At 61.8% G+C, this 24060-nt stretch carries 28 protein-coding genes and 1 tRNA gene; 18 read left to right on the top strand and 11 right to left on the bottom strand.

All coding sequences use genetic code 11. The features are described 5' to 3' along the window. Position 1 precedes the first annotated feature (1 nt). Positions 2 to 1783, bottom strand: a complete 1782-nt coding sequence (gene gcl, locus NKH50_RS27140; RefSeq protein WP_352882176.1) for a glyoxylate carboligase — start codon at positions 1781 to 1783, stop codon at positions 2 to 4. A 202-nt stretch (positions 1784 to 1985) separates the two neighbouring features. Between gcl and bhcR the strand changes: the two genes are divergently transcribed. Next, complete coding sequence (gene bhcR, locus NKH50_RS27135; RefSeq protein ID WP_352882174.1) at positions 1986 to 2843, top strand: HTH-type transcriptional regulator BhcR; 858 nt, start codon at positions 1986 to 1988, stop codon at positions 2841 to 2843. Between the two features lie 40 nt (positions 2844 to 2883). Here bhcR and NKH50_RS27130 read toward each other — a convergent pair whose 3' ends face one another. Both NKH50_RS27130 and NKH50_RS27125 read right to left on the bottom strand, forming a co-directional pair. Further along, positions 2884 to 3240 carry a hypothetical protein gene (locus NKH50_RS27130; protein ID WP_352882172.1) on the bottom strand — a complete coding sequence of 119 codons (357 nt, stop codon included), beginning with the start codon at positions 3238 to 3240 and terminating at the stop codon, positions 2884 to 2886. A 437-nt stretch (positions 3241 to 3677) separates the two neighbouring features. Further along, the gene (locus tag NKH50_RS27125) at positions 3678 to 3845 is read right to left on the bottom strand and encodes a hypothetical protein (protein WP_292661863.1); all 168 of its coding nucleotides are present in this window, start codon (positions 3843 to 3845) and stop codon (positions 3678 to 3680) included. Between the two features lie 158 nt (positions 3846 to 4003). Here NKH50_RS27125 and NKH50_RS27120 point away from each other — a divergent pair. The 6 genes from NKH50_RS27120 to NKH50_RS27095 all read left to right on the top strand — a co-directional run bounded on the left by NKH50_RS27120 (position 4004) and on the right by NKH50_RS27095 (position 6426). Continuing rightward, positions 4004 to 4079 (top strand) — tRNA-Thr (locus NKH50_RS27120). A 168-nt stretch (positions 4080 to 4247) separates the two neighbouring features. Then, complete coding sequence (locus NKH50_RS27115; protein ID WP_352882171.1) at positions 4248 to 4487, top strand: hypothetical protein; 240 nt, start codon at positions 4248 to 4250, stop codon at positions 4485 to 4487. Positions 4488 to 4518: 31 nt separating this feature from the next. Continuing rightward, on the top strand, positions 4519 to 4644 hold the full coding sequence (locus NKH50_RS27110; protein WP_352882170.1) for a hypothetical protein: 126 nt from the start codon (positions 4519 to 4521) through the stop codon (positions 4642 to 4644). A 55-nt stretch (positions 4645 to 4699) separates the two neighbouring features. Beyond that, entirely contained in the window at positions 4700 to 5191 is a 492-nt protein-coding gene (locus NKH50_RS27105) for a GFA family protein (protein WP_352882169.1), read from the top strand. A 265-nt stretch (positions 5192 to 5456) separates the two neighbouring features. After that, on the top strand, positions 5457 to 5654 hold the full coding sequence (locus NKH50_RS27100; RefSeq protein WP_352649913.1) for a hypothetical protein: 198 nt from the start codon (positions 5457 to 5459) through the stop codon (positions 5652 to 5654). A gap of 133 nt (positions 5655 to 5787) precedes the next feature. After that, on the top strand, positions 5788 to 6426 hold the full coding sequence (locus tag NKH50_RS27095; RefSeq protein WP_352882166.1) for a cupin domain-containing protein: 639 nt from the start codon (positions 5788 to 5790) through the stop codon (positions 6424 to 6426). Positions 6427 to 6490: 64 nt separating this feature from the next. On the opposite strand, the gene NKH50_RS27090 is transcribed toward NKH50_RS27095, so the two are convergent. Further along, positions 6491 to 7057: a DUF2569 family protein gene (locus tag NKH50_RS27090; RefSeq protein WP_352689930.1), complete on the bottom strand. Its 567-nt coding sequence runs from the start codon at positions 7055 to 7057 to the stop codon at positions 6491 to 6493. A gap of 135 nt (positions 7058 to 7192) precedes the next feature. On the opposite strand from NKH50_RS27090, the gene NKH50_RS27085 reads away from it, so the two are divergent. Continuing rightward, positions 7193 to 7393, top strand: a complete 201-nt coding sequence (locus NKH50_RS27085; RefSeq protein WP_254817120.1) for a DUF2905 domain-containing protein — start codon at positions 7193 to 7195, stop codon at positions 7391 to 7393. A 55-nt stretch (positions 7394 to 7448) separates the two neighbouring features. Here the strand turns inward: NKH50_RS27085 and NKH50_RS27080 are convergent, their stop codons facing one another. Beyond that, positions 7449 to 8063 carry a TetR/AcrR family transcriptional regulator gene (locus NKH50_RS27080; RefSeq protein ID WP_352882162.1) on the bottom strand — a complete coding sequence of 205 codons (615 nt, stop codon included), beginning with the start codon at positions 8061 to 8063 and terminating at the stop codon, positions 7449 to 7451. Positions 8064 to 8154: 91 nt separating this feature from the next. On the opposite strand from NKH50_RS27080, the gene NKH50_RS27075 reads away from it, so the two are divergent. The 7 genes from NKH50_RS27075 (at position 8155) to NKH50_RS27045 (ending at position 15738) form a co-directional block, all read left to right on the top strand. Beyond that, on the top strand, positions 8155 to 9255 hold the full coding sequence (locus NKH50_RS27075; protein ID WP_352739753.1) for a polyamine ABC transporter substrate-binding protein: 1101 nt from the start codon (positions 8155 to 8157) through the stop codon (positions 9253 to 9255). Between the two features lie 13 nt (positions 9256 to 9268). Beyond that, positions 9269 to 10111, top strand: a complete 843-nt coding sequence (locus NKH50_RS27070; RefSeq protein ID WP_502896212.1) for an ABC transporter permease — start codon at positions 9269 to 9271, stop codon at positions 10109 to 10111. Between the two features lie 2 nt (positions 10112 to 10113). Further along, a complete protein-coding gene (locus NKH50_RS27065) occupies positions 10114 to 10896 on the top strand; it encodes an ABC transporter permease (protein ID WP_352882159.1) in 783 nt (260 codons plus the stop codon). Continuing rightward, positions 10893 to 11957, top strand: coding sequence for an ABC transporter ATP-binding protein (locus NKH50_RS27060; RefSeq protein WP_352882156.1), 1065 nt, complete (start codon positions 10893 to 10895; stop codon positions 11955 to 11957). The genes NKH50_RS27065 and NKH50_RS27060 overlap by 4 nt, the downstream gene beginning before the upstream one ends. Before the next feature lie 2 nt (positions 11958 to 11959). Continuing rightward, on the top strand, positions 11960 to 12718 hold the full coding sequence (locus tag NKH50_RS27055) for an MBL fold metallo-hydrolase (RefSeq protein ID WP_352882153.1): 759 nt from the start codon (positions 11960 to 11962) through the stop codon (positions 12716 to 12718). 460 nt (positions 12719 to 13178) lie between these two features. Then, positions 13179 to 13952, top strand: coding sequence for an NAD kinase (locus NKH50_RS27050; protein WP_254817113.1), 774 nt, complete (start codon positions 13179 to 13181; stop codon positions 13950 to 13952). A 190-nt stretch (positions 13953 to 14142) separates the two neighbouring features. Beyond that, positions 14143 to 15738 (top strand): DEAD/DEAH box helicase, encoded by a 1596-nt coding sequence (locus NKH50_RS27045; protein ID WP_352477469.1) that lies wholly within the window; start codon positions 14143 to 14145, stop codon positions 15736 to 15738. Between the two features lie 45 nt (positions 15739 to 15783). On the opposite strand, the gene NKH50_RS27040 is transcribed toward NKH50_RS27045, so the two are convergent. Beyond that, entirely contained in the window at positions 15784 to 17796 is a 2013-nt protein-coding gene (locus NKH50_RS27040) for a BTAD domain-containing putative transcriptional regulator (protein ID WP_352882150.1), read from the bottom strand. 175 nt (positions 17797 to 17971) lie between these two features. Here NKH50_RS27040 and NKH50_RS27035 point away from each other — a divergent pair, with 175 nt between their 5' ends. Beyond that, on the top strand, positions 17972 to 18214 hold the full coding sequence (locus tag NKH50_RS27035; RefSeq protein ID WP_352689927.1) for a YjiS-like domain-containing protein: 243 nt from the start codon (positions 17972 to 17974) through the stop codon (positions 18212 to 18214). Positions 18215 to 18239: 25 nt separating this feature from the next. Here the strand turns inward: NKH50_RS27035 and NKH50_RS27030 are convergent, their stop codons facing one another. Then, entirely contained in the window at positions 18240 to 19133 is an 894-nt protein-coding gene (locus NKH50_RS27030) for a LysR family transcriptional regulator (protein WP_352882147.1), read from the bottom strand. Positions 19134 to 19253: 120 nt separating this feature from the next. Between NKH50_RS27030 and NKH50_RS27025 the strand changes: the two genes are divergently transcribed. Next, a complete protein-coding gene (locus tag NKH50_RS27025; RefSeq protein ID WP_352508559.1) occupies positions 19254 to 20138 on the top strand; it encodes an NmrA/HSCARG family protein in 885 nt (294 codons plus the stop codon). A 48-nt stretch (positions 20139 to 20186) separates the two neighbouring features. Next, complete coding sequence (locus NKH50_RS27020) at positions 20187 to 20459, top strand: DUF2798 domain-containing protein (protein ID WP_352882144.1); 273 nt, start codon at positions 20187 to 20189, stop codon at positions 20457 to 20459. 90 nt (positions 20460 to 20549) lie between these two features. Here the strand turns inward: NKH50_RS27020 and NKH50_RS27015 are convergent, their stop codons facing one another. The 4 genes from NKH50_RS27015 to prfB all read right to left on the bottom strand — a co-directional run bounded on the left by NKH50_RS27015 (position 20550) and on the right by prfB (position 23925). Next, a complete protein-coding gene (locus NKH50_RS27015; protein WP_254817106.1) occupies positions 20550 to 21197 on the bottom strand; it encodes a YiaD family glycine zipper/OmpA-like lipoprotein in 648 nt (215 codons plus the stop codon). Positions 21198 to 21371: 174 nt separating this feature from the next. Beyond that, the gene (locus NKH50_RS27010; RefSeq protein WP_254817105.1) at positions 21372 to 21740 is read right to left on the bottom strand and encodes a GFA family protein; all 369 of its coding nucleotides are present in this window, start codon (positions 21738 to 21740) and stop codon (positions 21372 to 21374) included. 195 nt (positions 21741 to 21935) lie between these two features. After that, a complete protein-coding gene (locus tag NKH50_RS27005; RefSeq protein ID WP_352477462.1) occupies positions 21936 to 22322 on the bottom strand; it encodes a hypothetical protein in 387 nt (128 codons plus the stop codon). A 471-nt stretch (positions 22323 to 22793) separates the two neighbouring features. Next, positions 22794 to 23925 (bottom strand): peptide chain release factor 2 gene (gene prfB, locus NKH50_RS27000; protein ID WP_352882141.1). Its coding sequence is split into 2 segments (ribosomal slippage): positions 22794 to 23858 and positions 23860 to 23925, totalling 1131 coding nucleotides; the frame shifts between segments, so codons are not numbered across the junction. Positions 23926 to 24060 lie beyond the last annotated feature (135 nt).

The following is a 24060-nucleotide window of genomic DNA, read 5'->3' as shown; positions in this document are numbered from 1 at the left end:
CTTAGTCGAGCATGACGATCGCCGTGGGGGCATCTTCGTGATGTTCGGCAAGCTCCTCGAATTCGGTGATCTTGTCGATTTCGGTACCCATCGAAACGTTGGTGACGCGCTCGAGGATGAATTCGAGCACCACCGGAACCTGGTGCTCGTCCATCAGGCGCTTTGCCTCTTCGAAGGCACCGGCGAATTCCTCCGGCCGGCGCACCCGGACCGCCTTGCAGCCCATCGCCTCGGCAACGGCGACGTGGTCGACGCCGTAGCCCGCCTCAGGCTCGTCTTTCCGGTTGACGTTCTCGAAGGCCAGGCTGACTTCGAAATCCATCGAAAAGCCGCGCTGCGCCTGGCGAATCAGCCCGAGATAGGCATTGTTCACGACGACATGGATGTAGGGCAATTTGTGCTGTGCGCCGGCCGCCAGTTCCTCGATCATGAACTGGAAATCATAGTCGCCGGACAATGCCACAATTGTGCGGTCCGGATCGGCGGCGCGAACACCGAGGGCTGCCGGCAATGTCCAGCCGAGCGGGCCGGCCTGGCCGCAATTGATCCAGTTGCGTGGCTTGTAGACATGCAGGAACTGCGCCCCGGCGATCTGGGACAGGCCGATCGTGGTGACATAGGTGGTGTCGCGGCCGAACGCCTTGTTCATCTCCTCGTAGACGCGCTGCGGCTTCAGCGGCACCTGGTCGAAATGCGTCTTGCGCTTCATTGTCTTCTTGCGCTGCCGGCATTCGCCGGCCCAGCCCGACCAGTCGCGCAATTTCCCGGCCATCCTCCACTCGGTGGCGACGTCGAGCAGCATCTTAAGCGCCGCACCGGCATGCGAGACGACGCCGAGGTCCGGTGCGAAGACGCGGCCGATCTGCGTCGGCTCGATATCGACGTGGATGAATTTCTTACCCTTGGTGTAGACGTCGACCGAACCGGTGTGGCGGTTGGCCCAGCGGTTGCCGATGCCGAAAACGAAATCGGCTTCGAGCATCGTGGCATTGCCATAGCGGTGCGAGGTCTGCAGCCCGCACATGCCAGCCATCAGGCGGTGATCGTCGGGGATCGCGCCCCAGCCCATCAGCGTCGGAATGACAGGCACGCCGGTGACCTCGGCGAACTCGATCAGCAGATCGGACGCATCGGCGTTGATGATGCCGCCGCCGGCGACGATGACAGGCTTTTCCGCCGCGTTCAGCATCGTCAACGCCTTCTCGGCCTGGGCGCGCGACATTGCCGGCTTGAACGGCACCAGCGGCTCGTAGGCATCGATGTCGAACTCGATCTCGGTCAGTTGCACATCGACAGGCAAATCGATCAGCACCGGCCCCGGCCGCGACGAGCGCATCAGATGGAACGCTTTCTGCAGCGCCATCGGCACCAGATAGGGTTCCATGACGGTGACCGCCCATTTGGCGACGGGTGCGGCGATCGCCGCAATATCGACGGCCTGAAAATCCTCCTTGTTGAGACGCGCGCGCGGCGCCTGCCCGGTGATGCAGAGGATGGGAATTGAATCGGCAGCGGCCGAATAGAGGCCGGTGATCATGTCGGTGCCGGCGGGACCCGAAGTGCCGATGCACAGACCGATATTGCCCGATCTGGCGCGGGTAAACCCTTCGGCCATATGCGAGGCCGCCTCGACGTGACGCGCAAGGATGTGGCGGATACTGCCCCTCGCCTTCAGTGCCGAATAGAGCGGGTTGATCGCAGCACCCGGCACGCCGAAGGCACAGGAGATGCCTTCCTTTTCGAGAACGAGAACCGCTGCGTCGACTGCGCGCATCCTGGCCATGTCAGCCTCCACGGAATTGTTGATAGCCTATGATGCCAGCGCACCAATGATTTTTCAATTTTTTCAGAATATTTTTTCATTTCTAGAAAACGGCTCTTGTGAGTTGAATTGATTTGACTTTCTGTTTTCCACGAATTCGCTTGGCAAATCGGTGAAAAACTTTTTCATTGCTTGTTGGGCGAACAGAGCGAAGAATGGCCCGATGGAGACCACCGAAAAACGCCAGCGCGGCCGGCCGCGCGCCTTCAACGGGCCGGCCGAGGCCGCCTCGGTGCAGTCGCTGGACCGGGCGCTGCGCATCCTGGCAATCGTCGCCGATGGCAGTGGCCTGTCGCTGAGCGAGATCGCCGCCAGTTCCGGTCTGCCGGCATCCACCGCCTACCGCATGCTGACGACGCTGGAAAACCACGGCATGGTCGAGTTCGACGGCCCTGACCAGCTGTGGTCGATCGGCGTCGAGACCTATCGCATGGGCGCGGCGTTCCTGCGCCGCCGCAAGCTGGTCGACCGCGCCCGTATCGTCATGCAGGAACTGATGGAGAAGACCGGCGAGACCGCCAATCTCGGCGTCGCCGAGGACGATTGCGTCGTCTTCGTCAGTCAGGTCGAGACGCACCAGGCGATCCGCGCCTTTTTCCGGCCGGGCACGCGCAGCTCCTTCCATGCCTCGGGTATCGGCAAGGCGGTGCTGGCGCATCTCGAGCCGGAACGCGTCGCCACCATCCTGCGCCGGGCCGGGCTGGAGCGCTTCACCGAAAACACGCTGTCCGACATCTCGGCGCTCGCCCGCGACCTGGTGACGATCAAGCTGCGCGGCTGGTCGGTAGACGACGAGGAGCGGCATCCGGGCATGCGCTGCGTTGCCGCCGCCATCTTCAATGAATTCGGCGAGCCGATCGGCGGCGTCTCGGTCTCCGGGCCGACGGTACGGGTCACACCGGAGCGGCTGGCCGAAATCGGCCCGCTGGTGCGCGATGCAGCAGCGCAGGTGACTAGGATGATCGGCGGCCTGCCGACCCCTCCCGGCCTTGGCAGCGAACCGAGCGCATGGCAGCGCTGACCAGCGCCGAATGGTGCGACATCTGCCAGGATGGCCAGAGCTAGCCCCCGGGCACCGCGCTCTTGGTCGACAGGTCGTAGAAATCAAGCAGCATCGCCAGCCCAACTCCGCAGGCGGTGAAGATGAGGCCGGCAATGAAGATACGATTGGCGCGTTCATAAACGCGCCGTTGTAGAGACGTTATGTCGAGCAGCAACCGCAGCGCTCGTATCTGCAGGGCAATGCCGATCAAAATCGGCACGACGGCAGCCAGGTGATAGATTCCCCATGGTATCGGGTTGGCGGCCCAATGCGTGATGAAGCCCAGCGAGAACGCCAGCAGGATGCCGACGGTGGTGATTGTGCCGTTGCGGAAAACCGTCTCGATCGGCTCTTCGTTCGGATCGTGCTCGCCCAAGCGCCCTCTCTCCCTGTTTCGGCTCGGCAGTAGATTAGGCTGTCGGGAAATCCCTGTACATCGGCAAGAGTGTTGGTGAATGCTGAAGCGGCATCCGATCTCGCCTTAAGCGATGTTCGACAGGACAGAGAGGCTGACGGAGCGCGACTTTATTCCAGCTTGGGTTCCTCGCCCCACGGAGGTGGGGAGAGGTGGCGCGGCGAAGCCGCGACGAAGAGGGGACCGCGCCCTACGAAGGCCCCTTTCCGGCCGCTTCGCGGCCTCCCCCGCTTCGCGGCGGGCGAGGAACCCAGGTCCTAAGAGGTCGGAGGAACAACCCCTCTGCCCTGCCACTCAGACACGCAGAAAAAGGGGGCAGTGGGGTGCCAGTCTGATATTGTCAGCCGCGACCACGAACGGTCGCGCTGGTCGACAGTCACCGGAACAATCGGCAGGCCTCAGCCCATGCCGGTGATATGGCGAAGCCAGAACGCGAGCGCGATGAAGCCGATGATGGTGGTGACGCCGGTCCAGTCGATATTGGCGCGCTTCAGATCCTTGACGAGTTTCACCAGGAGAACCCAGGCCACGACGACGAGCGGGAGAATGATGACAAACCTGATCATGCGAATGCCTCGCTGATGCGATTGCACCTTGCATCAATATAGGGAGCGAATTGGCCGTTTTCAGGACGCCCTGGCGGCAGAACCGGCGCGGTCGCCGGGAACCGAAAAACGGAGTTTTGTCTTTACTGGCGCAGCAAATATGCTAACCGGAGCGCCGTGCCCTTGTAGCTCAGCTGGTAGAGCAGCGGTTTTGTAAACCGAAGGTCGGCGGTTCGATCCCGTCCGGGGGCACCAGCACGGGCTTCTTGAGACCTCCGGGGCGCTTGATATCTGCTCATCCCCGATATCCACAGGCCGGGGTCGTCAGGATCGGTGGCACATCAGCTTCAAAGCATATATTCCCTAGCGGAAACCATAGTTCCCTAGCGGAAAAACCCCAGGGGTAAGCCATAGGAGTCTTAGTTGGAGCAGAGACGCACGACCGCCCCCTTCATCAGCGGCATGTTTGGTGGCGTTGTCGTCTTCGCCTTGGCGTTCGGCTTCCGTTTCCTGGTAAGTCCCGATCCTGATCCTGCATCAAGAGCAACCACAAGCCTTTCGGTACTGGCATTCGCCATTTGCTTCGGCGCGGCATTCCTTCGCGAGCATCGACGCCAGATTGCCGCCGCCAGAGAATTCTTAAGCCGCCCAAGATCGTATTAGGCTGAGGACTCGTAAGCGAAGCGACGATCTGATGATCGCCAAGGCCATGCTCGACAAGAAGGCGCCGCCGGCACTTTCATCGGTATTGACGGGCTTTGGCGCCAGCGGCCTGGCGAAGAAACTCTACGAACATTTCAATATGTCGCAAAGGCGATAGTGAAGGCAGCTTGGAGGCAAAGCCTCGCGCAGGCGAGGAGAATCGCCAGCGCCGAATGTCGGAATTGGGCGCCAGCTCGGCGCATTTCGTGGCGCCTTTCCTCACGCCCAGGCATGAAGCTGTCCTTGTTGACTCTAGGAGTATTTGCATGCGTGGTCATTGCGTATGTGGCGCTATTGCTTTTGCAGTCGATGGTCCGGCACAGGCCTGCGTGGTCTGTCATTGTGAAAGTTGTCGGCGGCAATGTTCTGCGCCGATGACCACCTATATTGGCGTCTTGAACGGCCAATGGCGATGGCTGGGCAAGCTACCGAAGGTATTCAACTCTTCTCCCGGTGTGGAAAGAACATTTTGCGATCACTGTGGTACGCCGCTGTCCTTCCGCTCAAAGAACATGTCTGATGTCATGCATTTTTTTGCGGCGGCGATGGAGGAGCCAGAAAAATTTGCACCTACGCTGCATGTCGCTTTTGAGGAGAAGCTCCCTTGGTTGAAACTCGCCGACAACCTGCCGACCCGTTTTGGGCCTGACTATACGACAGATTAGGACGGTACGTACCGGAAGCGTCGGGATCGCCAGAAAGTTCCCGTGAAATTGCCGGCTTAGCCTGAACCAGATCGGGCTCAAGCATCTCCTACTAGGAGACGCCGAGCTCATTCCTGTCTTGCTTTTTGCTGGGCCATACGTTCGTCCCGCCTCCCGACGGCCACTTAACAGCATTCGATTAAATTGCTCCAGTGTATATTAGCACTCACTCAATTAAGCGCGCCGACAATGCCCGTGCGGCGGGCCAAAAACCAAAGGTGTTGTCATGCGTAGTGATTTCGCCGCGGCGCGCGAGCTTTTGGAGTGCGCACAAAACCGCCTCTGCGGCGTGGATGAAACGAGCCAACGCGTCAACGAGGCCCTCGACGCGCTGATTGAAGAAATAGCCATCGCGGAATTCCGCAAGGCGCCACTGACGGTCGTGCCGTTTCCACGAGCGCGCCCGCCTAAGCATGTCCGGTAGAGAGCACCGGTCGCGCCCGTGTCGACGAGCCGGCGCAGGAGTTTCACAACCGCTCGTTCGAGCGGCCGTTGAACCGCCAACCCTTTAACCGTAAGCTTGCCGGCAGCGGTGCTCTGAAACCCGGAGCTGATCCATGTCACGCTGTGGAGATGTCTACGAGAACAAGGTGACCGGCGAATATGCGGTCATCCTGCGTGGCACCGAAGACCGCGGCCAGGGACCTGGCATCGCTCATCTGACCGCCCGACCGGGAGCCGCAGTGGTGGGCGAGCACTACCACCCGAACCTGACGGAACGGTTTGCCGTCCTCGGCGGCCGGCTCGACGCTCGCATCGCCGGGGAGACTTTGTCCCTGGGGCCAGGCCAATCCGCCACGGTCGAAGCAGGCGTCGCACATGATTGGTGGAACAGCAGCAAAACCGAAGAAGCGCATGTGCTGGTCGAAGTCGACCGGGCGCCAGGTGCAGACAATGTCGACCCGAACCGTTTCGAACTGCTGATTGGCATGCTCTTCGGCCTGGCCAATGGCGGCAAGGTGGACAAAAAAGGCAGGCCTTCGCCGCTTCAGGCGGCAGTTATCGCCAGAGAATTTGCCGATGTAATCGTCTTCACGCACCCGCCACCTGCGATTCAGCGAGTGGCGCTGGGGATCCTGGCGCCACTCGGCCATCTGTTTGGCTATCGCGCGATCGACCCCGGCTACTGCAAGCCGCACGGACATGTCACGCCGGCGCCTGAAATCCTCGCTCGAGCAGGCCTACAGGCCGGGTGATCCGGGTCGATGCAGCGCGCCCGGCATTTTTTGTCGGCTGCCATACATAGGGCTCGCGGCAAGCTCAGGAAGCACTCGCGACCCGACCGGATATCGCGGCCCGGTCGAACGTGTTTCTCACCCTGACCGACTTGTAGACGTAGGCGACCCAGATCCCGGTCAGGACAAAAGAAACTGCGGGCATTACCAGCGCATCCCCTGCAAGCACCAAGCTCACAGGAGCGCTCATAACCGCTGAGATCCATGTCGTGTCCAGAATAAACACGATTGGTATTGCAAACCACTGATACAGGAACAGCTGCTTGAAACGGGAACTCCGCCGGAGCATTGCAACGAACACAACCAGCTGGAGCACCAGAAACGCCAGCAACAGGGCGACCTCGCCGTAGACCGCCAAGGCGCCGTTGGGGAGCGTCATTAGCTGTCGATAGCCCCCGCTCGAAGAGAACAGCTCAGCCAGCGTGCGGAAAGGTGCCAAGCACTGTCCAATCGCCAGCAGCATAAGCCAGCCTCCAAAACCGACGAGAGCCGAAGGATCCTGTAATGGCTTTGCGGCTGACCGAACGGCAAAGAAAACGGGCACGCCGATCAGCAGCAGCAGTATAGCCCAATGCCAGATAGAAATCCGCATCCAATCCCTCCCTTGATGCCCGTTAAGGTTGTAGCAGATTTCAATCTCAACTCAAGAGGCAATATCGAGTGGAAGCGCTGCTTGCAAGATCCGTCAACACTATATTTCTGGCACGACACTTTCCGGCAGGATGCCATGTCGCGAACTCTGATCGTCGTTGGTCTCAGCATAGTCGCCATAGGCCTGCTGTGGCCTTGGTTGGCCCGCTCCGGCCTTGGCAGGCTGCCCGGCGATATCGTGATCGAGCGTGAGAACTTCAGGCTTTATGTCCCTATCACCACGGCGATACTGGTCAGCATCGTGCTCTCGGCCATTCTATGGCTGATCAACCGTTAGGCGATACTCCGGCTGCGGCGATTTGTGTTGCTGGTCCTACTCGCCCTTGATCGTCTTACACCCCAATCGCCGCCACCAATATCCGGTTCTGCCTGCGTATCGCCGTGCGCAATTCTGCAATCCTCGCCTCCTCGCGCTTCACGAACTCGAGGAACATCATGTTCATGTTGTTGAAGATGAGTTCGCCGAGCGCGGGACCATCGATGTCGCGGCGCACCAGGCCGAGCGCCTGTAGCCTGGCGATCAGCGCGCGAATCTGCTCGGTCAGTGCCCGGTCGAGCGCCGTGTAGGCCTGGCCGAACGGGCTGTCCGGCAGTTGCGTCGAGATCGCCATCGCCTGCCGCCACATCTCCTTGCTGAGATAATGCAGCGAATGTTCGATATAGATGCCCAGCAGCGTATCGAGAGCGTCGCCGACATTGGCTGGCGGGTTGGCGACGACGCCGCGCCCGGCATTCAGCACCTCGTTGACCTCCATCGAAACGATCGCGCCGAGGATGTCGCCCTTGTTCTGGTAGTAGTTGTAGATCGTGCCGACCGAGACTTCGGCCTGCGCGGCGATAGTTTCGATCTTGGCGCCTTCATAGCCGGCATCGCGGAAAAGCGCCGCCGCCGCCTCGATGATGCGGCGGTGCCGATCCGCCTTCTGCCTTGCCCGCAATCCGCTCATAGCGGCTGTTTGCCACAAAAACAGAATTGACTCAATTTTAGAATTGGTTCAATTTTTTGCTACAAGCCAAAAAGGCAAGGGAGAACACTCGATGTCCGTCAATCCAAAGACCCCCAATCCAACCGTCAGGAATCCGCTTTCCGTTCTGAAGAGCCAGGGCGCGTGTGCCGCGGCAGCACTGCTACTGGCGGCGGGCAGCCTCGCTCAGGCGCAGGACCTCAACGCGCTGATCTGGTGCGATCACGCCGATCCGGCGCTGTTGCAGCCGTTCGAGGAGGCGAACGGCGTCAAGGTCAATGTCAAGGAGTTCGAAGGCACCGGCGCCGGCCTGGCGATCGTCGAACAGTCGCAGCCGGGCGACTGGGACGTGATGGTGATCGACAGCATCGACATACCGCGGGGCGTCGAAAAAGGCCTGTTCGAACCGCTACCGGAAGATAAGCTGCCGCTGGCCGATCTGTTTCCGCAGGTGAAGATGGATAGCTCCACCGTCGTCGACGGCAAGCGTTACGGCATCACCGAAAAGTTCGGCTACAACACGATCGGCTACAACAAGACCAAGGTCGACCCGGCCGACATGCAGTCGCTTGCCGCGCTGACCGGCGACAAATACAAGGGCAAGATCGCCATCTACGATTATTACCTGCCGGTCATCGGCATGGCCGCACTGGCGATCGGTAAGAAGACTGCGGAACTGACGGAAGCCGACCTTCCTGCCATCAAGGAAGAGCTGCTCAAAATGAAGGCCAACGCCAAGCTGGTCGGCGAAGTGACCGCCAGCCAGACGGCGCTGGCGACAGGCGAGGTCGACATACTGGTCGGCGGCGGCGAATGGGTGACGGCTGGGCTGGCCAAGGAAAACCCTGCCCTCGACTTCTCTATTCCGAAAGAAGGCGCGGTGCTGTGGTCGCAGTCGCTGGCAATGTTCAAGGATTCCAAGAACAAGGATCTGGCGCTTAAATTCATCCAGTACATTATGAGCCCCGAAGGGCAGGCGCGGCTCGCCACCTCGTCCTGCTATTGGGGCATGCCGGCCAACAGCAAGGCGGCCCTGAGCGACGAGCAGAAGAAGATCCTGCGCTTCGACGAGCAGCCGGAATTCCTCGCCCGCGCCCAGGCCTATCCGGCGCCGAATGCCGATCTCGACAAGAAGATGCAGGACGTCTGGACCGAAATGCTGCAGGCGCAATGACCGGCTGCCGGTCGTGAACGCCGCCAACAGCGGGCGCGCCCTGCCCTGGGCGCTGGTCACGCCGGCGCTCGGCTGGACGTTGCTGTTCTTCGTGCTGCCCTTCGTCGCCATGGCGGTATCTAGCCTGACGGCGCACGAAGGCGGCGGCTTCACGCTGTCCAACTACAGCCAATTCTTTGCCAATCAGTCCTACTGGCAGGCGATGGTGAACTCGCTACAGGTCACAGCGATCGTCACCATTATCTCGGTGCTGCTTGCCTATCCCTTTGCCTGGATTCTGGCCGAACAGGTGCCGGAGCGCTGGCAGCGGCTGGCGCTGATGCTGGCGGTGCTGCCCTTCTGGACCTCCTATGTCGTGCGCTCCTATTCGTGGCTGCTGGTGCTGGCACAGAACGGCGTCGTCAACCGCGCGTTGACCGGCTCCGGCCTGTTCGGCGAACCGCTGCAACTCGCCAATACGCGTTTGGCCACCATCACCGGCTTCGTGCATTTCTTCGTCATGCTGTTGACGCTAACGATCTTCGCCAATCTGAAGCAGCTCAGCCCCAGCTACCGCAAGGCCGCCGCCGACCTCGGCGCCGGGCCGCTGCGGACTTTCCTGCATGTCGTTCTGCCGCTGACCTTGCCTGGCATCATGGTCGGTGCCTTCCTCACCTTTGTGCTGTGCATCGGCGACTACATCACGCCGCAGATCCTCGGCGGCAACAACGAGCTTTTGATGCCGCAGCTCGTCATGATGCAGATCGGCCGGCGCGGCGACTTTCCGCTCGCCTCGGCGCTGTCGATCATCCTGATGGCGGTGGTCACCATCGCCTACCTCGCCTGCGCCCGCTGGCTGAAGATCGAGCGGGCCTGACCATGCGCGCTTTCATCCGCCTCGTCTCCGGCCTTTACGCCATCGCAATCTACGGCTTCATATTTCTGCCGGTCGTCGTTCTGGTGCTGTTTTCGCTGCAGGCAACCTCGTTTCCGATCCCGCCCTTCACCGGGCCGTCGCTGCGCTGGTACGAGGCCGTGCTCGCCGACACGCGGCTGACTTCGGCGCTGGTCAATTCGCTGCTGGTGGCGGTCGTCTCCTCGGCTGTCGCCGTCACGCTCGGCTTTCTCTCCGCCTGGGGTTTTGCGCGCTTCGCCTTGCCGGGCTCGGGCCTGATGCGCGGGCTGATCACCTTGCCCTTGACCGTCAGCTATCTCATCATCGGCATGGGGCTGCTGGTGCTGTTCAACTGGACCGGCATACCGAAATCGCTACTTGCCGCCGGCATCGGCCATGTCGTGATCAACCTGCCGCTCTGCTTTGCCATCATCTACAGCCAGATGGGCGACCACCAGATCAATATCGAGCGCGCCGCGCGCGATCTCGGCGCCGCCGAATGGAAGGTGCTGCTTTTGATTACCGTACCCGTTATGGCGCCGGCGATCTTCGCCGGCTTCTTCCTGTCGATGACCTTCTCCTGGGACGAATTCGTCATCTCGTTCCTGCTGACGCGCTTCGACACGACGCTGCCGGTCGAGATCTGGAACCTGCTGCGCTCCGGCCTCAATCCCAAGACCAACGCCGTCGGCTCGCTGGTCTTCGCCGTCTCCATCGTACTGGTGGTATTGTTCGAGCTGATGCTGTTGCGGAGGAAGCCGGGATGAGTGCGCCACTGGTCGATATAAGCTCGGTCTCGCATCGCTTCGGCCAGCTCACCGTGCTGAAGAACGTCTCGCTGACGATCGAGCCGGGCAGCTACACGATCCTGCTCGGGCCATCCGGCTCCGGCAAGACGACGCTTCTGTCCATCCTCGGAGGCTTCGTCACGCCGAGCGAAGGCAAGGTGCTGATCCGCGGCGAGGACTGCACCGCCGTCCCACCCGCGAAGCGGCCGACGACGACCGTGTTCCAGGATTATGCGCTGTTTCCGCATATGAGCGTCGGCAGCAATGTCGGCTTCGGGCTGCGCATGCGGGGTGTCGATGGCGCAACCCGGGCAGCAAGGGCGCGCGAGGCGCTGGCGCTGGTTGGGCTGGCCACTGCCTTCGACAAGAAGCCGCATCAGCTTTCGGGCGGTCAGCGGCAGCGCGTGGCGCTGGCGCGCGCCCTGGTGGTCGAGCCCGCGGTGCTGTTGCTCGACGAGCCGCTCGGCGCGCTCGACCTGAAATTGCGCCGGCAGATGCAGGATGAATTGAAGGCGATCCAGAAACGCGTCGGCACCGCCTTCATCCACGTCACCCACGACCAGGAAGAGGCGATGGCGCTGGCCGACCATTGCGTGGTGATGAATGACGGGCGCATCGAGGACGAAGGACCGCCCGAGCGTGTCTATGCACGGCCGGCGACGCGCTTTTCCGCGACCTTCATGGGCGAAAGCACGCTAATATCGGGAACGGTGACCGAGGCGAAGAGCGGCGAGATCACCGTCACCACGAAGCTTGGGTCGCTCTCCGTGCCCGGCACATTGCCGGCCGGCTCGACCGTTGCGCTGGCCGTCCGGCCGGAGCATCTTGTCCTCGGCGCTGCCGGCGGTGCTGTGGCGCTCGGTACGGCCAAGGTCAGCGACGTCGTCTTCCAGGGCAGCTTCAAGCGTGTGCTGGGGACCTCCACGACCGACCCGGCGCTGCATTTCATCGCCAAGGTTCCCTCGGCATCGGCAGTCCGGCCGGGCGACGTGGTCGCGGTATCGTGCGATGCTGGCGACATCATCCTGCTTGCGGACTGAACATGAGCACGCTTCCAACCATCGACGCCGGCCACTGGTACGAAACCATCCGCATGGGCGATGGCGTGACGCTGATCCACGAGCCGTGGATCAAGCCGTTCTTCCGCTGCAACATCTGGCATGTGCGCGGCCGCGACCGCGATCTTCTGTTCGACACCGGCCTTGGCCATTTCAGCCTGCGCCGCCACGTGCCGCTGGTCACGGAGCGCAAGCTCACCTGCGTGGCCAGCCACACGCATTTCGACCATATCGGCTGCCATCACGAATTCCCCGACCGCTGCGTGCACCCGGCCGAGGCCGGGATCCTCGCCGACCCGCGGAACGAATGGACGGTTGCCGACCGCTATGCCACCGACGAGATGTTCGACGGCATGCCGCACGGCTGGGACACGAAGCGCTACCGGATCCTGCCCGCACCAGCCGGCCGGTTGCTCGAGCAAGGCGATATCCTCGATCTCGGCGACCGTGCCTTCGAGGTCATCCACACGCCCGGCCATTCACCCGGCGGCATTGCGCTCTACGAAAACAGGACGGGCATCCTGTTTTCCGGCGACATCATCTATGACGGCCCGCTGATCGACGACGTCTATCACTCCGATATCGACGATTATGTCGAAACGCTGCTGCGCCTGCGCGATCTCGATGTCTCGGTCGTGCATGGCGGCCATTTCCCGAGCTTCGGGAGAGTCCGCTATCGCCAGCTTGTCGACGAGTATCTCGCGCAAAAGCGCCAGGCCGGCTGTCATCTGCTCGCCCGTTAAGGACCAGCGTAGTAACGTCAAAGCGCCCTTTGCGGACAGGGTGTCCCCGCCGCGTCGCCGCAGCGTGAGGCCGTCGGCTCGGGTCTGAAACTCTTTTCCTCCGACTGACGCACCAGTTCCGCGAAAGCCAGGGCAAAACTTGCCAGCATCAGGAAGACAATAATCAAGCGTGCCAGCGGCAATAGATCGGCCTCGACTGGTTAGCCCCCACGCCGCCCGTCCGCTGCCGGCTAACATGATCGATCCGGCTTTACGAGAGTTTAAGGCGGGTCTTAACCATCACATCATTTTGTCCTCCGACATGATGCGCGAGTGCGCCCTGTTCGGCGCCATATCAAGACACCTCCCTCCCTTTGCAGAAATGCCCACCCATGCTAACCCGGCGCTGGCGCGGCCCAGCAACCGGTCGCCGCCAATCGGTCGCCAAACGGTCGTCGCCAATCGGTTGTCGTTGAGAGCCATGAGCAAAACCGCCAGCCGTTTCGCCTTCGTCTCATCCGGTACAGCCGACGCCAATGCGGCGCTGGAAAGCCTTTCTGCGCGTTACGGCCAGGCATCCGTCGAAGAAGCTGGGATCGTCGTGGCGCTCGGCGGCGACGGCTTTCTGCTGCAGACCCTGCGTGAGACGATGAGCACGGGAAAGAAGGTCTACGGCATGAACCGTGGCACCATCGGTTTCCTGATGAACGAATACCGCGCCAGCGGCTTGACCGGGCGCATCGCGGCGGCCGTTGCCGAAACGATCCGTCCGCTGGAGATGCAGGCAGTTACGGCGGAGGGCGAGACGATTTCGGCGCTGGCGATCAACGAGGTCGCGCTTTGGCGCCAGTCCTACCAGACCGCCAAGATCCGCATCACCGTGGATGGGCAAGAGCGGCTGGAGGAATTGCACTGCGACGGCGTGATGATTGCGACGCCGGCCGGCTCGACCGCGTACAATCTGTCCGCGCACGGGCCGATCCTGCCGCTCGACGCTCCGCTGCTGGCGCTGACCCCGGTCAGCCCGTTTCGTCCGCGCCGCTGGCGCGGCGCGCTGCTCTCCAACAAGGCGAGCGTACGTTTCGACATTCTGGAGCCGGAAAAGCGGCCGGTGAACGCCGCCGCCGACCACACCGAGGTCAAGGCGGTGACGACGGTCACGGTAAGGGAATCGCCGACGGCAACGGCGACGCTGCTGTTCGATCCCAATCATTCGTGGAACGAGCGCATTCTCGCCGAACAGTTCAGGTATTGAGCGGGCGCGGCAGCCACTGCGTAAATTAAGCATCGCGATTAAGGTTACGACTTCACAATCGTGCCAATGCCGCCCGTTTGTGTTGACAAATCGTGGGCTTGCGCCTACCTGCAATACCAATCTTGCAGGCGCGCGGCGCTTGCCGCGACTGCTTACGTTGCGCCCCCGAACCAGCCAAAGACCGCCAAACTTGTCCTCAGACACCCAGATCGCTCAAGAAGCGTTGACCTTCGCAGACCTCGGCCTGTCGCCGAAGGTCCTTTCCGCAGTTACCGATGCCGGCTACACCGAGCCGACGCCGATCCAGGCTGGTGCTATCCCGCACGCCTTGCTCGGCAAGGATGTGCTGGGCATTGCCCAGACCGGCACCGGCAAGACGGCGTCCTTCGTCCTGCCGATGCTCACCCGGCTGGAAAAGGGCCGCGCCCGCGCCCGCATGCCGCGCACGCTGATCCTCGAGCCGACGCGCGAGCTCGCCGCGCAGGTCGAGGAAAACTTCGTCAAATACGGCAAGAACCACAAGCTCAACATCGCGCTGCTGATCGGCGGCGTGTCCTTCGACGAGCAGGACAAGAAGCTCGAGCGCGGCGCCGACGTGCTGATCGCGACGCCAGGCCGCCTGCTCGACCATCGCGAACGCGGCAAGCTCCTGCTCAACGGCGTCGAGATCCTCGTCATCGACGAGGCCGATCGCATGCTCGACATGGGCTTCATTCCCGATATCGAGCGCATCTGCGAAATGATCCCGTTCACCAGGCAGACGCTGTTCTTCTCGGCGACGATGCCACCGGAAATCACCAAGCTCACCGAGAAATTCCTGCACGCGCCGGTGCGCGTCGAAGTGTCGAAGGCAGCATCGGCCGCCACCAACATCACCCAGCGGCTGGTGAAATCCGGGCCAAAACCCTGGGACAAGCGCGAGACGCTGCGCAATCTGATGAAGGCCGAGGATGCCGAGCTGAAGAACGCCATCATCTTCTGCAACCGCAAGGTCGAGGTGTCGGAGCTGTTCCGTTCGCTGCTCAAATATGATTTCGACGCCGGCGCTCTGCACGGCGACATGGACCAGCGCGCGCGCATGCAGATGCTGGCCAATTTCCGTGACGGCAAGCTGCGGTACCTCGTCGCTTCGGACGTCGCGGCGCGCGGCCTCGACATTCCCGACGTCAGCCATGTCTTCAACTACGACGTGCCGATCCACGCCGAGGATTATGTCCACCGCATCGGCCGCACCGGCCGCGCCGGACGCTCCGGCAAATCCTTCACCATCGCGACCAAATCGGACACCAAATACATCGACGCCATCGAACGGCTGATCGGCACCAAGATCGAGTGGCATGACGGCGACCTGTCGACAGTCGTCGCCAGCGAGGGCGGCGAGGACGAGGCCCCGCGCCGTGGCCGTGGTGCGCCACGCCGCGCCGGGCGTAAGGACGACGCCAAGGACAGGGGCGAGCGCAAGCCGCGTGAACGCCACGCCAAGCGCAGCGAAGAAGCAGCGCCGGAAGCGGTTAGCGAGGAACAGCCGGTCGTGGCCGAAGCCGCCGTCGCCGATATTGGCGAGCGGCGTACCCGCAAGGAGGCGATCCGCTCGGAAAACAGCGAGCGCCAGGCTTCACCTGAACGGAAGGCTTCCCCCGATCGCAACGAACGGCGCGCGCCCGAACGCGGCGACACCAGGCCGCAGCGCGAGCGCCCTGCCCGCCAGCGCCAGGAAGACAATGACGCGACCGTCGGCTTCGGCGACGACATGCCGGCCTTCATGCGGATCGTCGCCAAGGTCTGATATCCAGCTTGCGCGTCCCACGGCCGCGCGAAGCGTTGCCGCGAGTCAGTCCGGCAGGCCAGCCTTGCGAAGACCTTCGATATATCTGCTGCGATCGTCCGGTCGATAAAACGGCGGCAGCACCTCGGCGAGATTCGAGAGCCGCAGCGAGGGATCGACCTCGCAGACCCGGGCCATAGTCTGCTGCGCTTCCGACAGGCGTCCCGCCAGGGCATGACTCGCCGCCACTACACGCATCGCGCTCACGTAGTTCGGTTGGTACCGTAGCGACTTTCCCGCCCAAGCGGCGGCGTCATCGTAGTGGCCGGCACAAAAATGAGCGAGCCCGGTGTTGAATTGCCAAGCGAACAGACGTGGATCCAATGGGCTTAGGCGCATGGCAAGCGCGGCGTGCTCGACGGCCTTGCCTGGCTCGCCAAAGCAAGCCTTGACCCAGCTGCTTAGGCCCCACGCGGCCGCTAGATTCGGGTTGAGAACGAGCGCGCGATCGATGCAAGCCGCACTGTCGTCAAGGTCGCCACCTACGTAGCCGAGGACGTATCCACCGAAGGAAAGCGCAATCGCATCGTCCCTTCCGAGTTCGACCGCTCTCCTGGCCAGTCGAGTAGCCTCGGCATTCTCTTTCGCGCGGTCTGTCATCCAGCCGTTGCTTTTTCGGGTGGCGTAGCACCGCGCCGCCCGCGCATAGGCTGCGGCAAACTCCGGGTCACGGTCGATCGCTTTCATGAAGAGGCGCAAGGCATCGTCGATGGCCGATCTACTAGTGATCGTCCGGTCAAAGGCCGCCAGCCCGCGGAGGTAGTAATCATAAGCGTCGAGGCTTTCTGTCGGCTTGCGTTTGGCACGCTCGATCTCAGCCTCCTCCATTTTCGGTGTGATTGCGCCGACAATACTCGAGGCGACCTGGTCCTGCAGATCGAAGACTTCGGCGAGCGTCCCGTCAAAACGGTCGGCCCAGAGATAGGCCTCCGTCGAGGTGTCGATGAGCTGCCCGGCGATGCGCAGGCGGTCGCCCGCCCGGCGAACACTTCCCTCGACCACATAGCGCACGCCCAGCTCACGCCCGACCTGCTTTATGTCTATGGACCGTCCCCTGTAGGTGAAGCTCGAATTCCGTGCGACTACGAACAGGTGCCGAAAGTGAGCCAAGGCGGTGACAATGTCTTCCACCATGCCGTCGGCAAAATATTCCTGCTCGATATCACCGCTTAGGTTCTGAAACGGCAGCACCGCAATCGATGGCTGGTCGTCGCGCCTCGTCGGGACTGCCAGAACCGGCGCCAGTGATGCGGCGCCAGAGCTTGGCTCCGGCCGCTGATGTTCAGGTCGTTCACGGGACTGCAGGGAAGCCGCCAGCGAGCTTGTCTGCTCTTCAGGCTCGGCGTTCAGATGTTTCCTTAAAGCTGCCCGACACAGCTCGAACTGACGCAAGGCCGCGTTTTCGTGGCCTCGATGAGCATGGATGCGGATCAGCGCCCGATGGGCTGCCTCCGCCGTCGGATCCGAGGCGAGCAATCGCTCCGCGAGCCCTTCGCAGGCCGTCTCTTCGGCTGAGCCGGGTGCGGGCAGCGCCAGGCTCAGCCGGTCGACCAATTGCAGCGCCTTGCGCTGATACTTGCTCAGATACGGTCCAAACCACTCGTCCAGTTCGTCAGGGATGGCTTGCCCGGCAAGCAGCTCACCGCGGTAGAGATCGGCGGCGAAGGCGAGATCGGCGGTTCGGCCCTGCTCCAATTTCCGGTCGAAGATCGAGATGTCCGCCTCATCCGGACCGGCAATAAGCGCAACGGTTTCCTGATCCCCATAGATGTAGACGGCTGCATCCGAGCTGGCGGGGAACGTGCGCCTGATGTCGACCAGCGCTTGCCGCAAACTATTGCGGGCCTGCCCGTTGCTTCCCCCCGGCCAAAAGGCTTCGGAAAGCTGCTCGCGACCATGGCCGCGGCGGCCCGCGAGAACCAGGGCAGCAAAAAGGAGCGAAGTCTTGCGTGTGGCGAACCGGACAGGCCGGTGCTCCGGGGAAGTAACCTCCAGGCCACCAAGCAACCGGATGCGCACAAATCGTCTCCAGACTTTGACCGCGGCGACAGAATAGCATCTCGGTGGATCGATTTAACACCGATTTAACGGCGGATCGCCGGACTTCTCCCAGTTGTTCACGCCCAGCCGAACAGGCCGAAAACGTCTGCGTGGCACGCTCCCATGCGCAAACTCGAAATGGGAGACCAAAACAATGGCTCACTCGGAAACTCGCGCCGCCCGCAGCATGTCCAAACGCTTGCTTGGGTCTAGCTTGAAAGGCGCAGCAATGATGATCGCTGCCTTCACGGGATGGCGGCGGACCGCCGCAAGACGGAGGGCACTGGCAGATTTGACGACCGATCAGTTGAAGGACATCGGTCATTCGGAGGTCCATCAACCCGCACTCGATGCCGCCACGGCTGTTCTAGTCACGAACTTGATGTCAATGAGGTAAGCTCGGCGTTGAGTTTGGTCTGCGCCTAAAGGTTCTTGAGTTCCAGGCGGGATGCCAACAGGTCCAGAAAAGCGCGGACTTTGGCCGAGGATGATCTGCCTTCCGGCCACACGGCGTGTATCGGCACCGGCACTGGCTCGAATTCGGTCAGAGCCAGTTCCAGGCGGCCGTCGTCCACCAGGTGTTTTACCTGCCAAAGCGGCGAGTAGCCCAAACCCAATCCGTGAACCGCGGCTGCATAGATCGATATCATCAAATTTGACCGGAAGGTGCCCGCGACCTTCACCGGCCGGGGCTTGCCTTCTATCTGAAACATCCATTCGCCTGGGCGGCCGTCATCGGTTCGTACGATGCATTCTTGCTCGCGCAATTCGAGCGGATGGGCCGGTCGGCCGTGTTGCTGGAAGTAGGCAGGTGCGCCGAACACCACGCGCCGCAGTGCGCCCAGGCGCTTCGCACGTAAATTGGAATCCGGCAAATTGCCGATCCTTACCGCCAGATCGAGACCCTCGGCATCGAGATCGACAAATTCATCGGAAAGCTGGAGGTCAACCTCGACCCGGGGATATGTCCGCATATAGTCGGCGATAACCGGCACGAGGAAGTCCGGGCCGAACAGAACCGGGGCGCTCATGCGCAGGATGCCGGACGGCTCGGATCGTCGGTTGGCCGCCTGAAGCCTGGCTTCGTTAATCTCCTCGACGGCGGGTTTGATGCGCTGGAAAAAGGCCGCTCCGGCTTCGCTCGGCGTCGAGCGGCGTGTGGTCCTGTGCAGAAGCTCGACCCCGATCGATTCCTCCAATGTCGCCAGGGACCGGCTGACCGACTGCAGCGAACGGTTCAGCCGGCGTGCGGCAGCCGTCAGGCTGCCATGCTCGACAATGGCAATGAAGGCTTCGAAATCGTCTATCCGGCTCATCGCCTATTTCTCCCGAAAATCGGGATAAACTATCGCAAAATCGATGAATTGTAACGCAGTCCGCTAGATTTTATCTTCCCTGCACAGGCCGAAAGGCAGACTCGAGGGAAGGAGATCGTCATGCGAACACCCAGTCCAACCGTCCTGGTCGTAGGCGCCGCAGGCCGCGTTGCCGGTTTGGTGGTGCCTGAACTCGTCCGCCGCAATGCCAGGATTCGGGCGCTTGTTCGTGACGCCGCGAGTGCCGAAAAAGCCCGGAAAGCCGGCGCATCCGAGATCGCGATCGGAGATCTGCGCAACCATCAGAGCCTTGAGCAGGCCGTGAAAGGTGTCGACGGTGTCTTTCACATCGGACCGGCCTTTGCTGCCGACGAAGCCGCCATGGGGGTTGCCATGGTTGAGGCAGCGGCGCGAGCGGGCGTTCGAAAGTTCGTCTTTTCGTCGGTGATCCAGCCGACCAATACGAGGCTGGAAAACCATGCAAGCAAGGTACCCGTCGAAGCTGCCCTCTATTCGACGAACATGGAATACACCATTCTGCACCCGGCCAATTTCATGCAAAATATCGCGGCGGCCTGGCCGTCCGTCGTCGAGCACGGCGTTTTCGCCGAGCCGTTTCCAAGGACGGCGAAGCTCGCCCGCGTCGACTATCGCGATGTGGCTGAAGTGGCGGCAATCGCATTGACCGAAGCGCGTTTGTCCTATGCGACCCTCGAGCTGTGCGCCGACGGTATGCACAGCCGCGAAGAGGTCGTCGCCATGATGAGCGAAGCGCTTGGCCGGCCGGTTTCGGCGGGCGAGCCGACATTTCAGGACTGGGCGGCGAAGGCCCGCCTTCCCTATACCGACAGGCAGTTGCAGATGCTGGCCAAAGTACACAGCCACTACGCCAAATACGGCCTCGGCGGGAACAGCCTGACGTTGCGTGCCGTGCTTGGCCGCGAGCCGCGTTCGCTGCGAAGCTTCATTCGGGAACTGGCGCTGCAGACGGCATATGCCGCCTGATCGTCCTCACAATAACGCCTACGCATATTTTCTGATTAGGAGACTTCGATGCAAGCATCACCGGACCAAGCCTTCAAGTTGAAAAAGCTGCCGCCCTCCTACGGCGCGGTGGTGATGCCGTTGGTTCTTTCGATTCTGATGTCGTCGATTGTCTCGGCGGTTTCGACGGCAATCGGCGCAGGCTGGACCAACGGGTTTATAGCGGCCTGGAGCTATGCATGGGGCGCTTCATGGCTTGTTGCGTTTCCCAGTCTGCTGATTGTGCTTCCGATCGTGCGCCGGATCGTTGCCTCGATTGTCGATCAACCGGCCCGGTCCTGACATCACGAATGAAGGGTGCCGGCGGCCATAGGGCCGGCCTAGCCATTAGAGCGGCCCCTTGCGAGGCCGCTGCCGGTTTGTGCGCTTGCCTCAGGTAAGCGGCGACAGCTGGATCTCGACGCGGCGGTTCTGAGCCCGGCCGGCAGCGGTCGCGTTGGAGGCGATCGGACGCGTCTTGCCGAAGCCGGTGACGGCGAAGCGGCGGGAATCGACGCCCTGTCCGGACAGATAGTTGGCGACCGCCAAAGCACGGCGCTGCGACAGGTCGAAATTGTGCTCGTCGCTGCCGGTCGAGTCGGTGTGGCCGAACACGTCGACCGTGGTCTGGCGGAACTTTTTCAGCACAAGGGCCACTGAATTCAGCACCGGATAGAAACCGGCCTTCACCGCGTCCTGGTCGACGTTGAAGGTAATGTCGGACGGCATATTGAGGATGATCTGGTCGCCGGTGCGGGTGACGCTGACGCCGGTGCCCTGAAGCTGTCGGCGCAGTTCGGCCTCGTTCTGGTCCATGGTGGCACCGATGGCACCGCCGGCAAGCGCGCCGATGCCCGCGCCGATCAGCGCGTTGCGGCGGTCGTTACCGCCGGCTAGCATGCCGAGCCCGGCACCCGCCAAAGCACCGAGACCGGCGCCGGCAGCGGTGTTGGAAACCTTCTGTTCCCCGGTGTAGGGATCGGTGGTGCATGCGCTCACGAGCACAGCCGTCGCCACGACGGCGAGCACAATCTTTTTCATATGGTGGTCCCTCTCCATTCCACGGCCGCGCAACGGCGCACCGCATCAGCCCTTCCAGCGACTTGTAACATGAAATGCGGCGAAAAGCGGAGCAGCAAAAGCCGTTGCCGCGGCTTTTCCCGGCCCAATTCCACACGCCTGCGGCGGCTCGTGCGACCACCGCAATTCGACCGGCTACCAGAGATTCTTGCCGTCGATGACCACCACTTCGACCGTGTCGAGATCGAAATCGTCGAACAGCCGCGAGTTCACGCTGATCTTCGGATTGTCGAAATTCGGCTCGCCTGTCGACCAGTCCGGCGTCTCGGTGAAGGTGCCACAGCCGCAGGTGGCGCAAAAACCGTGTTTTATGGTTTTCGATCCCCACAGGTAGAACGAAACATTCTCCGGCGGGCTGGTGAGTCTGAATTGCGATGGGGTGTAATAGGCCCACAACGAACCGCGTTTCGAACAGAAGGAACAGGTGCATCGCGTCACTGTCTGCGGCGCTTGCGAAACCTCGAATGTCGTCGCCTTGCAGTGGCAGCTTGCCTTGATGGTCATGAATTGGTCCCTCACAATGCCGCCGCCCCGTACGGCAAAGGCAGCATAAAGAAACGCTCCTGACAACTGCCGGTCAGCAGGCCTGTGAGCCTGCGATAGGCAGGTTAAAAGTGCTGGAGTGCCGATCGAAGGCTCATCGAGCCAAAGCCGGCGCACCTTCGGGTCAGCCCGTCGGCAAGCTTTGGGCGTCATGCGCTAATAGGACGATGGCGGCACGAACAGGCAGATGGTCTTTCCGTCATTGGCACCGGCAACGGAGCACCAATGATATTCGCCGTCGGGCGAATTCTTGATCCGCTTGTCGCTATAGGCCACGACCTCCCCGGTTCCTTTGATGACATAGCCCTCCGGACGTTCGCTGATCGATGTCTGAGAGACCTCGCGGCAATCATAGCCCGAGCAGCAGGAGAACGGATAGCTCCAGCCTTGCGGCATGGCCGCGGTCGGTTTGGCATCATGCGCCAGAGCAGGCGCCGCAAATGGAATGGCGGCAGCAATCAAAACCACTGCCGCGACAAGTGAATTCAGGAGTCGGCGCGCCGTGCGGGCGACTGGGGCCGGTCTGGTTGTGAGAGCAAGCATGAGCGCAGTTCCTATCAACGGTTGTCAAGCATCTCGCTTGCCCGTTCCCGGAACGTGTCTTCCCAGTGGCCGGATCGTCAGGTCGCAGATACGCCGCGTCCGGCCATAAATGCTTTTTTCCTCCCCAGCGCATGAATGCTGGGCTGATTCCTTGGTTGGCGCAAGCAATTGCTGTCGCAACCGAACGCCGACCTCTGCAGTCGGAACCAACCTGCCGCCCTGATTGACGAAACCTGGTCAAGCCCGGCAACGGGATCGCCAATAACGGGATTTGGCTCGCGCTGGTTCCAGGCTTGGCACCGGCGGCCCGAGACATCCGCGTCAAAAGCGGAAATCGATTTTGAAGAATCCGATGAAAAACAAAGTTGTAGAACGACAGGTAAGTGCGAATTGAGAGCTCGTCACTCTCGCGCGATGGCCGTAACGCTCGCGTGATGAACCCACATTCCTGCCGGATTGGTGCCCGGCGCCTCAGTCGATATCGGCCACCGTTTCGCCGGCGCCACCTTCGATCCGCTGCGACAGCGAGGCTTCCATGAAATCGTCGAGGTCGCCGTCGAGCACGCTCGACGGGCTGGTGCTCTCGACGCCGGTGCGCAGATCTTTCACCAGCTGATAGGGCTGCAGCACGTAGGACCGTATCTGGTGGCCCCAGCCAATATCGCTCTTCGACGCTTCGGTGGCGTTCGCCACCGCTTCGCGCCTCTTCAGCTCTTCCTCGTAAAGCCGCGAGCGCAGCATTTCCCAGGCCTTGGCCTTGTTCTTGTGCTGGGAGCGCTCGGCCTGGCAGGCAACCGCGATGCCGGTGGCGAGATGGGTTATGCGCACCGCCGAATCGGTGGTGTTGACGTGCTGGCCGCCCGATCCCGACGACCGATACGTGTCGATACGGACGTCGGATTCGGAAACGTCGATGTCGATCGTATCGTCGATGACGGGATAGACCCAGACGCTGGCGAAGGAGGTGTGGCGGCGCGCATTGCTGTCATAGGGCGAAATCCGCACGAGACGATGCACGCCCGATTCCGTCTTCAGCCAGCCATAGGCGTTGTGGCCCTTGATCAACAGCGTGGCGGACTTGATGCCAGCTTCTTCGCCGTCATGCACTTCAAGCACCTCGACCTTGAAGCGCCGGCGCTCGGCCCAGCGCGTATACATGCGCAGAAGCATCGAGGCCCAGTCCTGGCTTTCGGTGCCGCCGGCGCCGGCATGGACTTCCAGATAGCTATCGTTGGCGTCAGCCTCGCCCGACAGCAGCGTTTCGATCTGGCGCGCCTTGGCCTCGCCGCGCATCGAGCGGATCGCCGCTTCGGCCTCCGCGATGACGCCCTCGTCGCCCTCTTCCTCGCCAAGCTCGATGAGGCCGATATTGTCTTCCAGGGCCTGGGTGAGGCCTTTGACCGCGCCAATGCCTTCCTCGAGGCCCTGACGCTCGCGCATCAGCTTTTGCGCTTCCAGCGGCTCGTTCCAGAGGCTCGAATCCTCGGCACGGACGTTCAGGTACTCAAGCCGCTTTATGGCTTGGTCCCAGTCAAAGATGCCTCCTCAGCAGGGTGATTGCCTGCCTGATCTCGTCGACAATGTTTTGCGTTTCCGCGCGCATGGCTGGCTGTTCTGTCCTGTTGCTGGATGGCGGTTTGGTGGCGCGATACATAGGGACGGCACGGTCTCCTGTAAAGCGCCGGCCCCTGTAATGTACCGGCCCCTGTAAAGCGGAATGGACCGGCTCGACCATCAT

The organism is Mesorhizobium sp. M1027 (assembly GCF_040318745.1).
Classification (GTDB): Bacteria; Pseudomonadota; Alphaproteobacteria; order Rhizobiales; family Rhizobiaceae; genus Mesorhizobium.
Note: the sequence above shows the minus strand (reverse complement) of the source record. Positions and strands in the feature narration are given on the sequence as shown.

Excerpts from the sequence above, each read along its gene's own strand:
- gcl (WP_352882176.1), bottom strand. The coding sequence starts at position 1,783 with ATGGCCAGGATGCGCGCAGTCGACGCAGCGGTTCTCGTTCTCGAAAAG.
- bhcR (WP_352882174.1), top strand. The coding sequence starts at position 1,986 with ATGGAGACCACCGAAAAACGCCAGCGCGGCCGGCCGCGCGCCTTCAAC.
- NKH50_RS27125 (WP_292661863.1), bottom strand. The coding sequence starts at position 3,845 with ATGATCAGGTTTGTCATCATTCTCCCGCTCGTCGTCGTGGCCTGGGTT.
- NKH50_RS27110 (WP_352882170.1), top strand. The coding sequence starts at position 4,519 with ATGATCGCCAAGGCCATGCTCGACAAGAAGGCGCCGCCGGCACTTTCA.
- NKH50_RS27105 (WP_352882169.1), top strand. The coding sequence starts at position 4,700 with ATGTCGGAATTGGGCGCCAGCTCGGCGCATTTCGTGGCGCCTTTCCTC.
- NKH50_RS27100 (WP_352649913.1), top strand. The coding sequence starts at position 5,457 with ATGCGTAGTGATTTCGCCGCGGCGCGCGAGCTTTTGGAGTGCGCACAA.
- NKH50_RS27095 (WP_352882166.1), top strand. The coding sequence starts at position 5,788 with ATGTCACGCTGTGGAGATGTCTACGAGAACAAGGTGACCGGCGAATAT.
- NKH50_RS27090 (WP_352689930.1), bottom strand. The coding sequence starts at position 7,057 with ATGCGGATTTCTATCTGGCATTGGGCTATACTGCTGCTGCTGATCGGC.
- NKH50_RS27085 (WP_254817120.1), top strand. The coding sequence starts at position 7,193 with ATGTCGCGAACTCTGATCGTCGTTGGTCTCAGCATAGTCGCCATAGGC.
- NKH50_RS27080 (WP_352882162.1), bottom strand. The coding sequence starts at position 8,063 with ATGAGCGGATTGCGGGCAAGGCAGAAGGCGGATCGGCACCGCCGCATC.
- NKH50_RS27075 (WP_352739753.1), top strand. The coding sequence starts at position 8,155 with ATGTCCGTCAATCCAAAGACCCCCAATCCAACCGTCAGGAATCCGCTT.
- NKH50_RS27065 (WP_352882159.1), top strand. The coding sequence starts at position 10,114 with ATGCGCGCTTTCATCCGCCTCGTCTCCGGCCTTTACGCCATCGCAATC.
- NKH50_RS27060 (WP_352882156.1), top strand. The coding sequence starts at position 10,893 with ATGAGTGCGCCACTGGTCGATATAAGCTCGGTCTCGCATCGCTTCGGC.
- NKH50_RS27055 (WP_352882153.1), top strand. The coding sequence starts at position 11,960 with ATGAGCACGCTTCCAACCATCGACGCCGGCCACTGGTACGAAACCATC.
- NKH50_RS27050 (WP_254817113.1), top strand. The coding sequence starts at position 13,179 with ATGAGCAAAACCGCCAGCCGTTTCGCCTTCGTCTCATCCGGTACAGCC.
- NKH50_RS27035 (WP_352689927.1), top strand. The coding sequence starts at position 17,972 with ATGGCTCACTCGGAAACTCGCGCCGCCCGCAGCATGTCCAAACGCTTG.
- NKH50_RS27030 (WP_352882147.1), bottom strand. The coding sequence starts at position 19,133 with ATGAGCCGGATAGACGATTTCGAAGCCTTCATTGCCATTGTCGAGCAT.
- NKH50_RS27025 (WP_352508559.1), top strand. The coding sequence starts at position 19,254 with ATGCGAACACCCAGTCCAACCGTCCTGGTCGTAGGCGCCGCAGGCCGC.
- NKH50_RS27020 (WP_352882144.1), top strand. The coding sequence starts at position 20,187 with ATGCAAGCATCACCGGACCAAGCCTTCAAGTTGAAAAAGCTGCCGCCC.
- NKH50_RS27015 (WP_254817106.1), bottom strand. The coding sequence starts at position 21,197 with ATGAAAAAGATTGTGCTCGCCGTCGTGGCGACGGCTGTGCTCGTGAGC.
- NKH50_RS27010 (WP_254817105.1), bottom strand. The coding sequence starts at position 21,740 with ATGACCATCAAGGCAAGCTGCCACTGCAAGGCGACGACATTCGAGGTT.
- NKH50_RS27005 (WP_352477462.1), bottom strand. The coding sequence starts at position 22,322 with ATGCTTGCTCTCACAACCAGACCGGCCCCAGTCGCCCGCACGGCGCGC.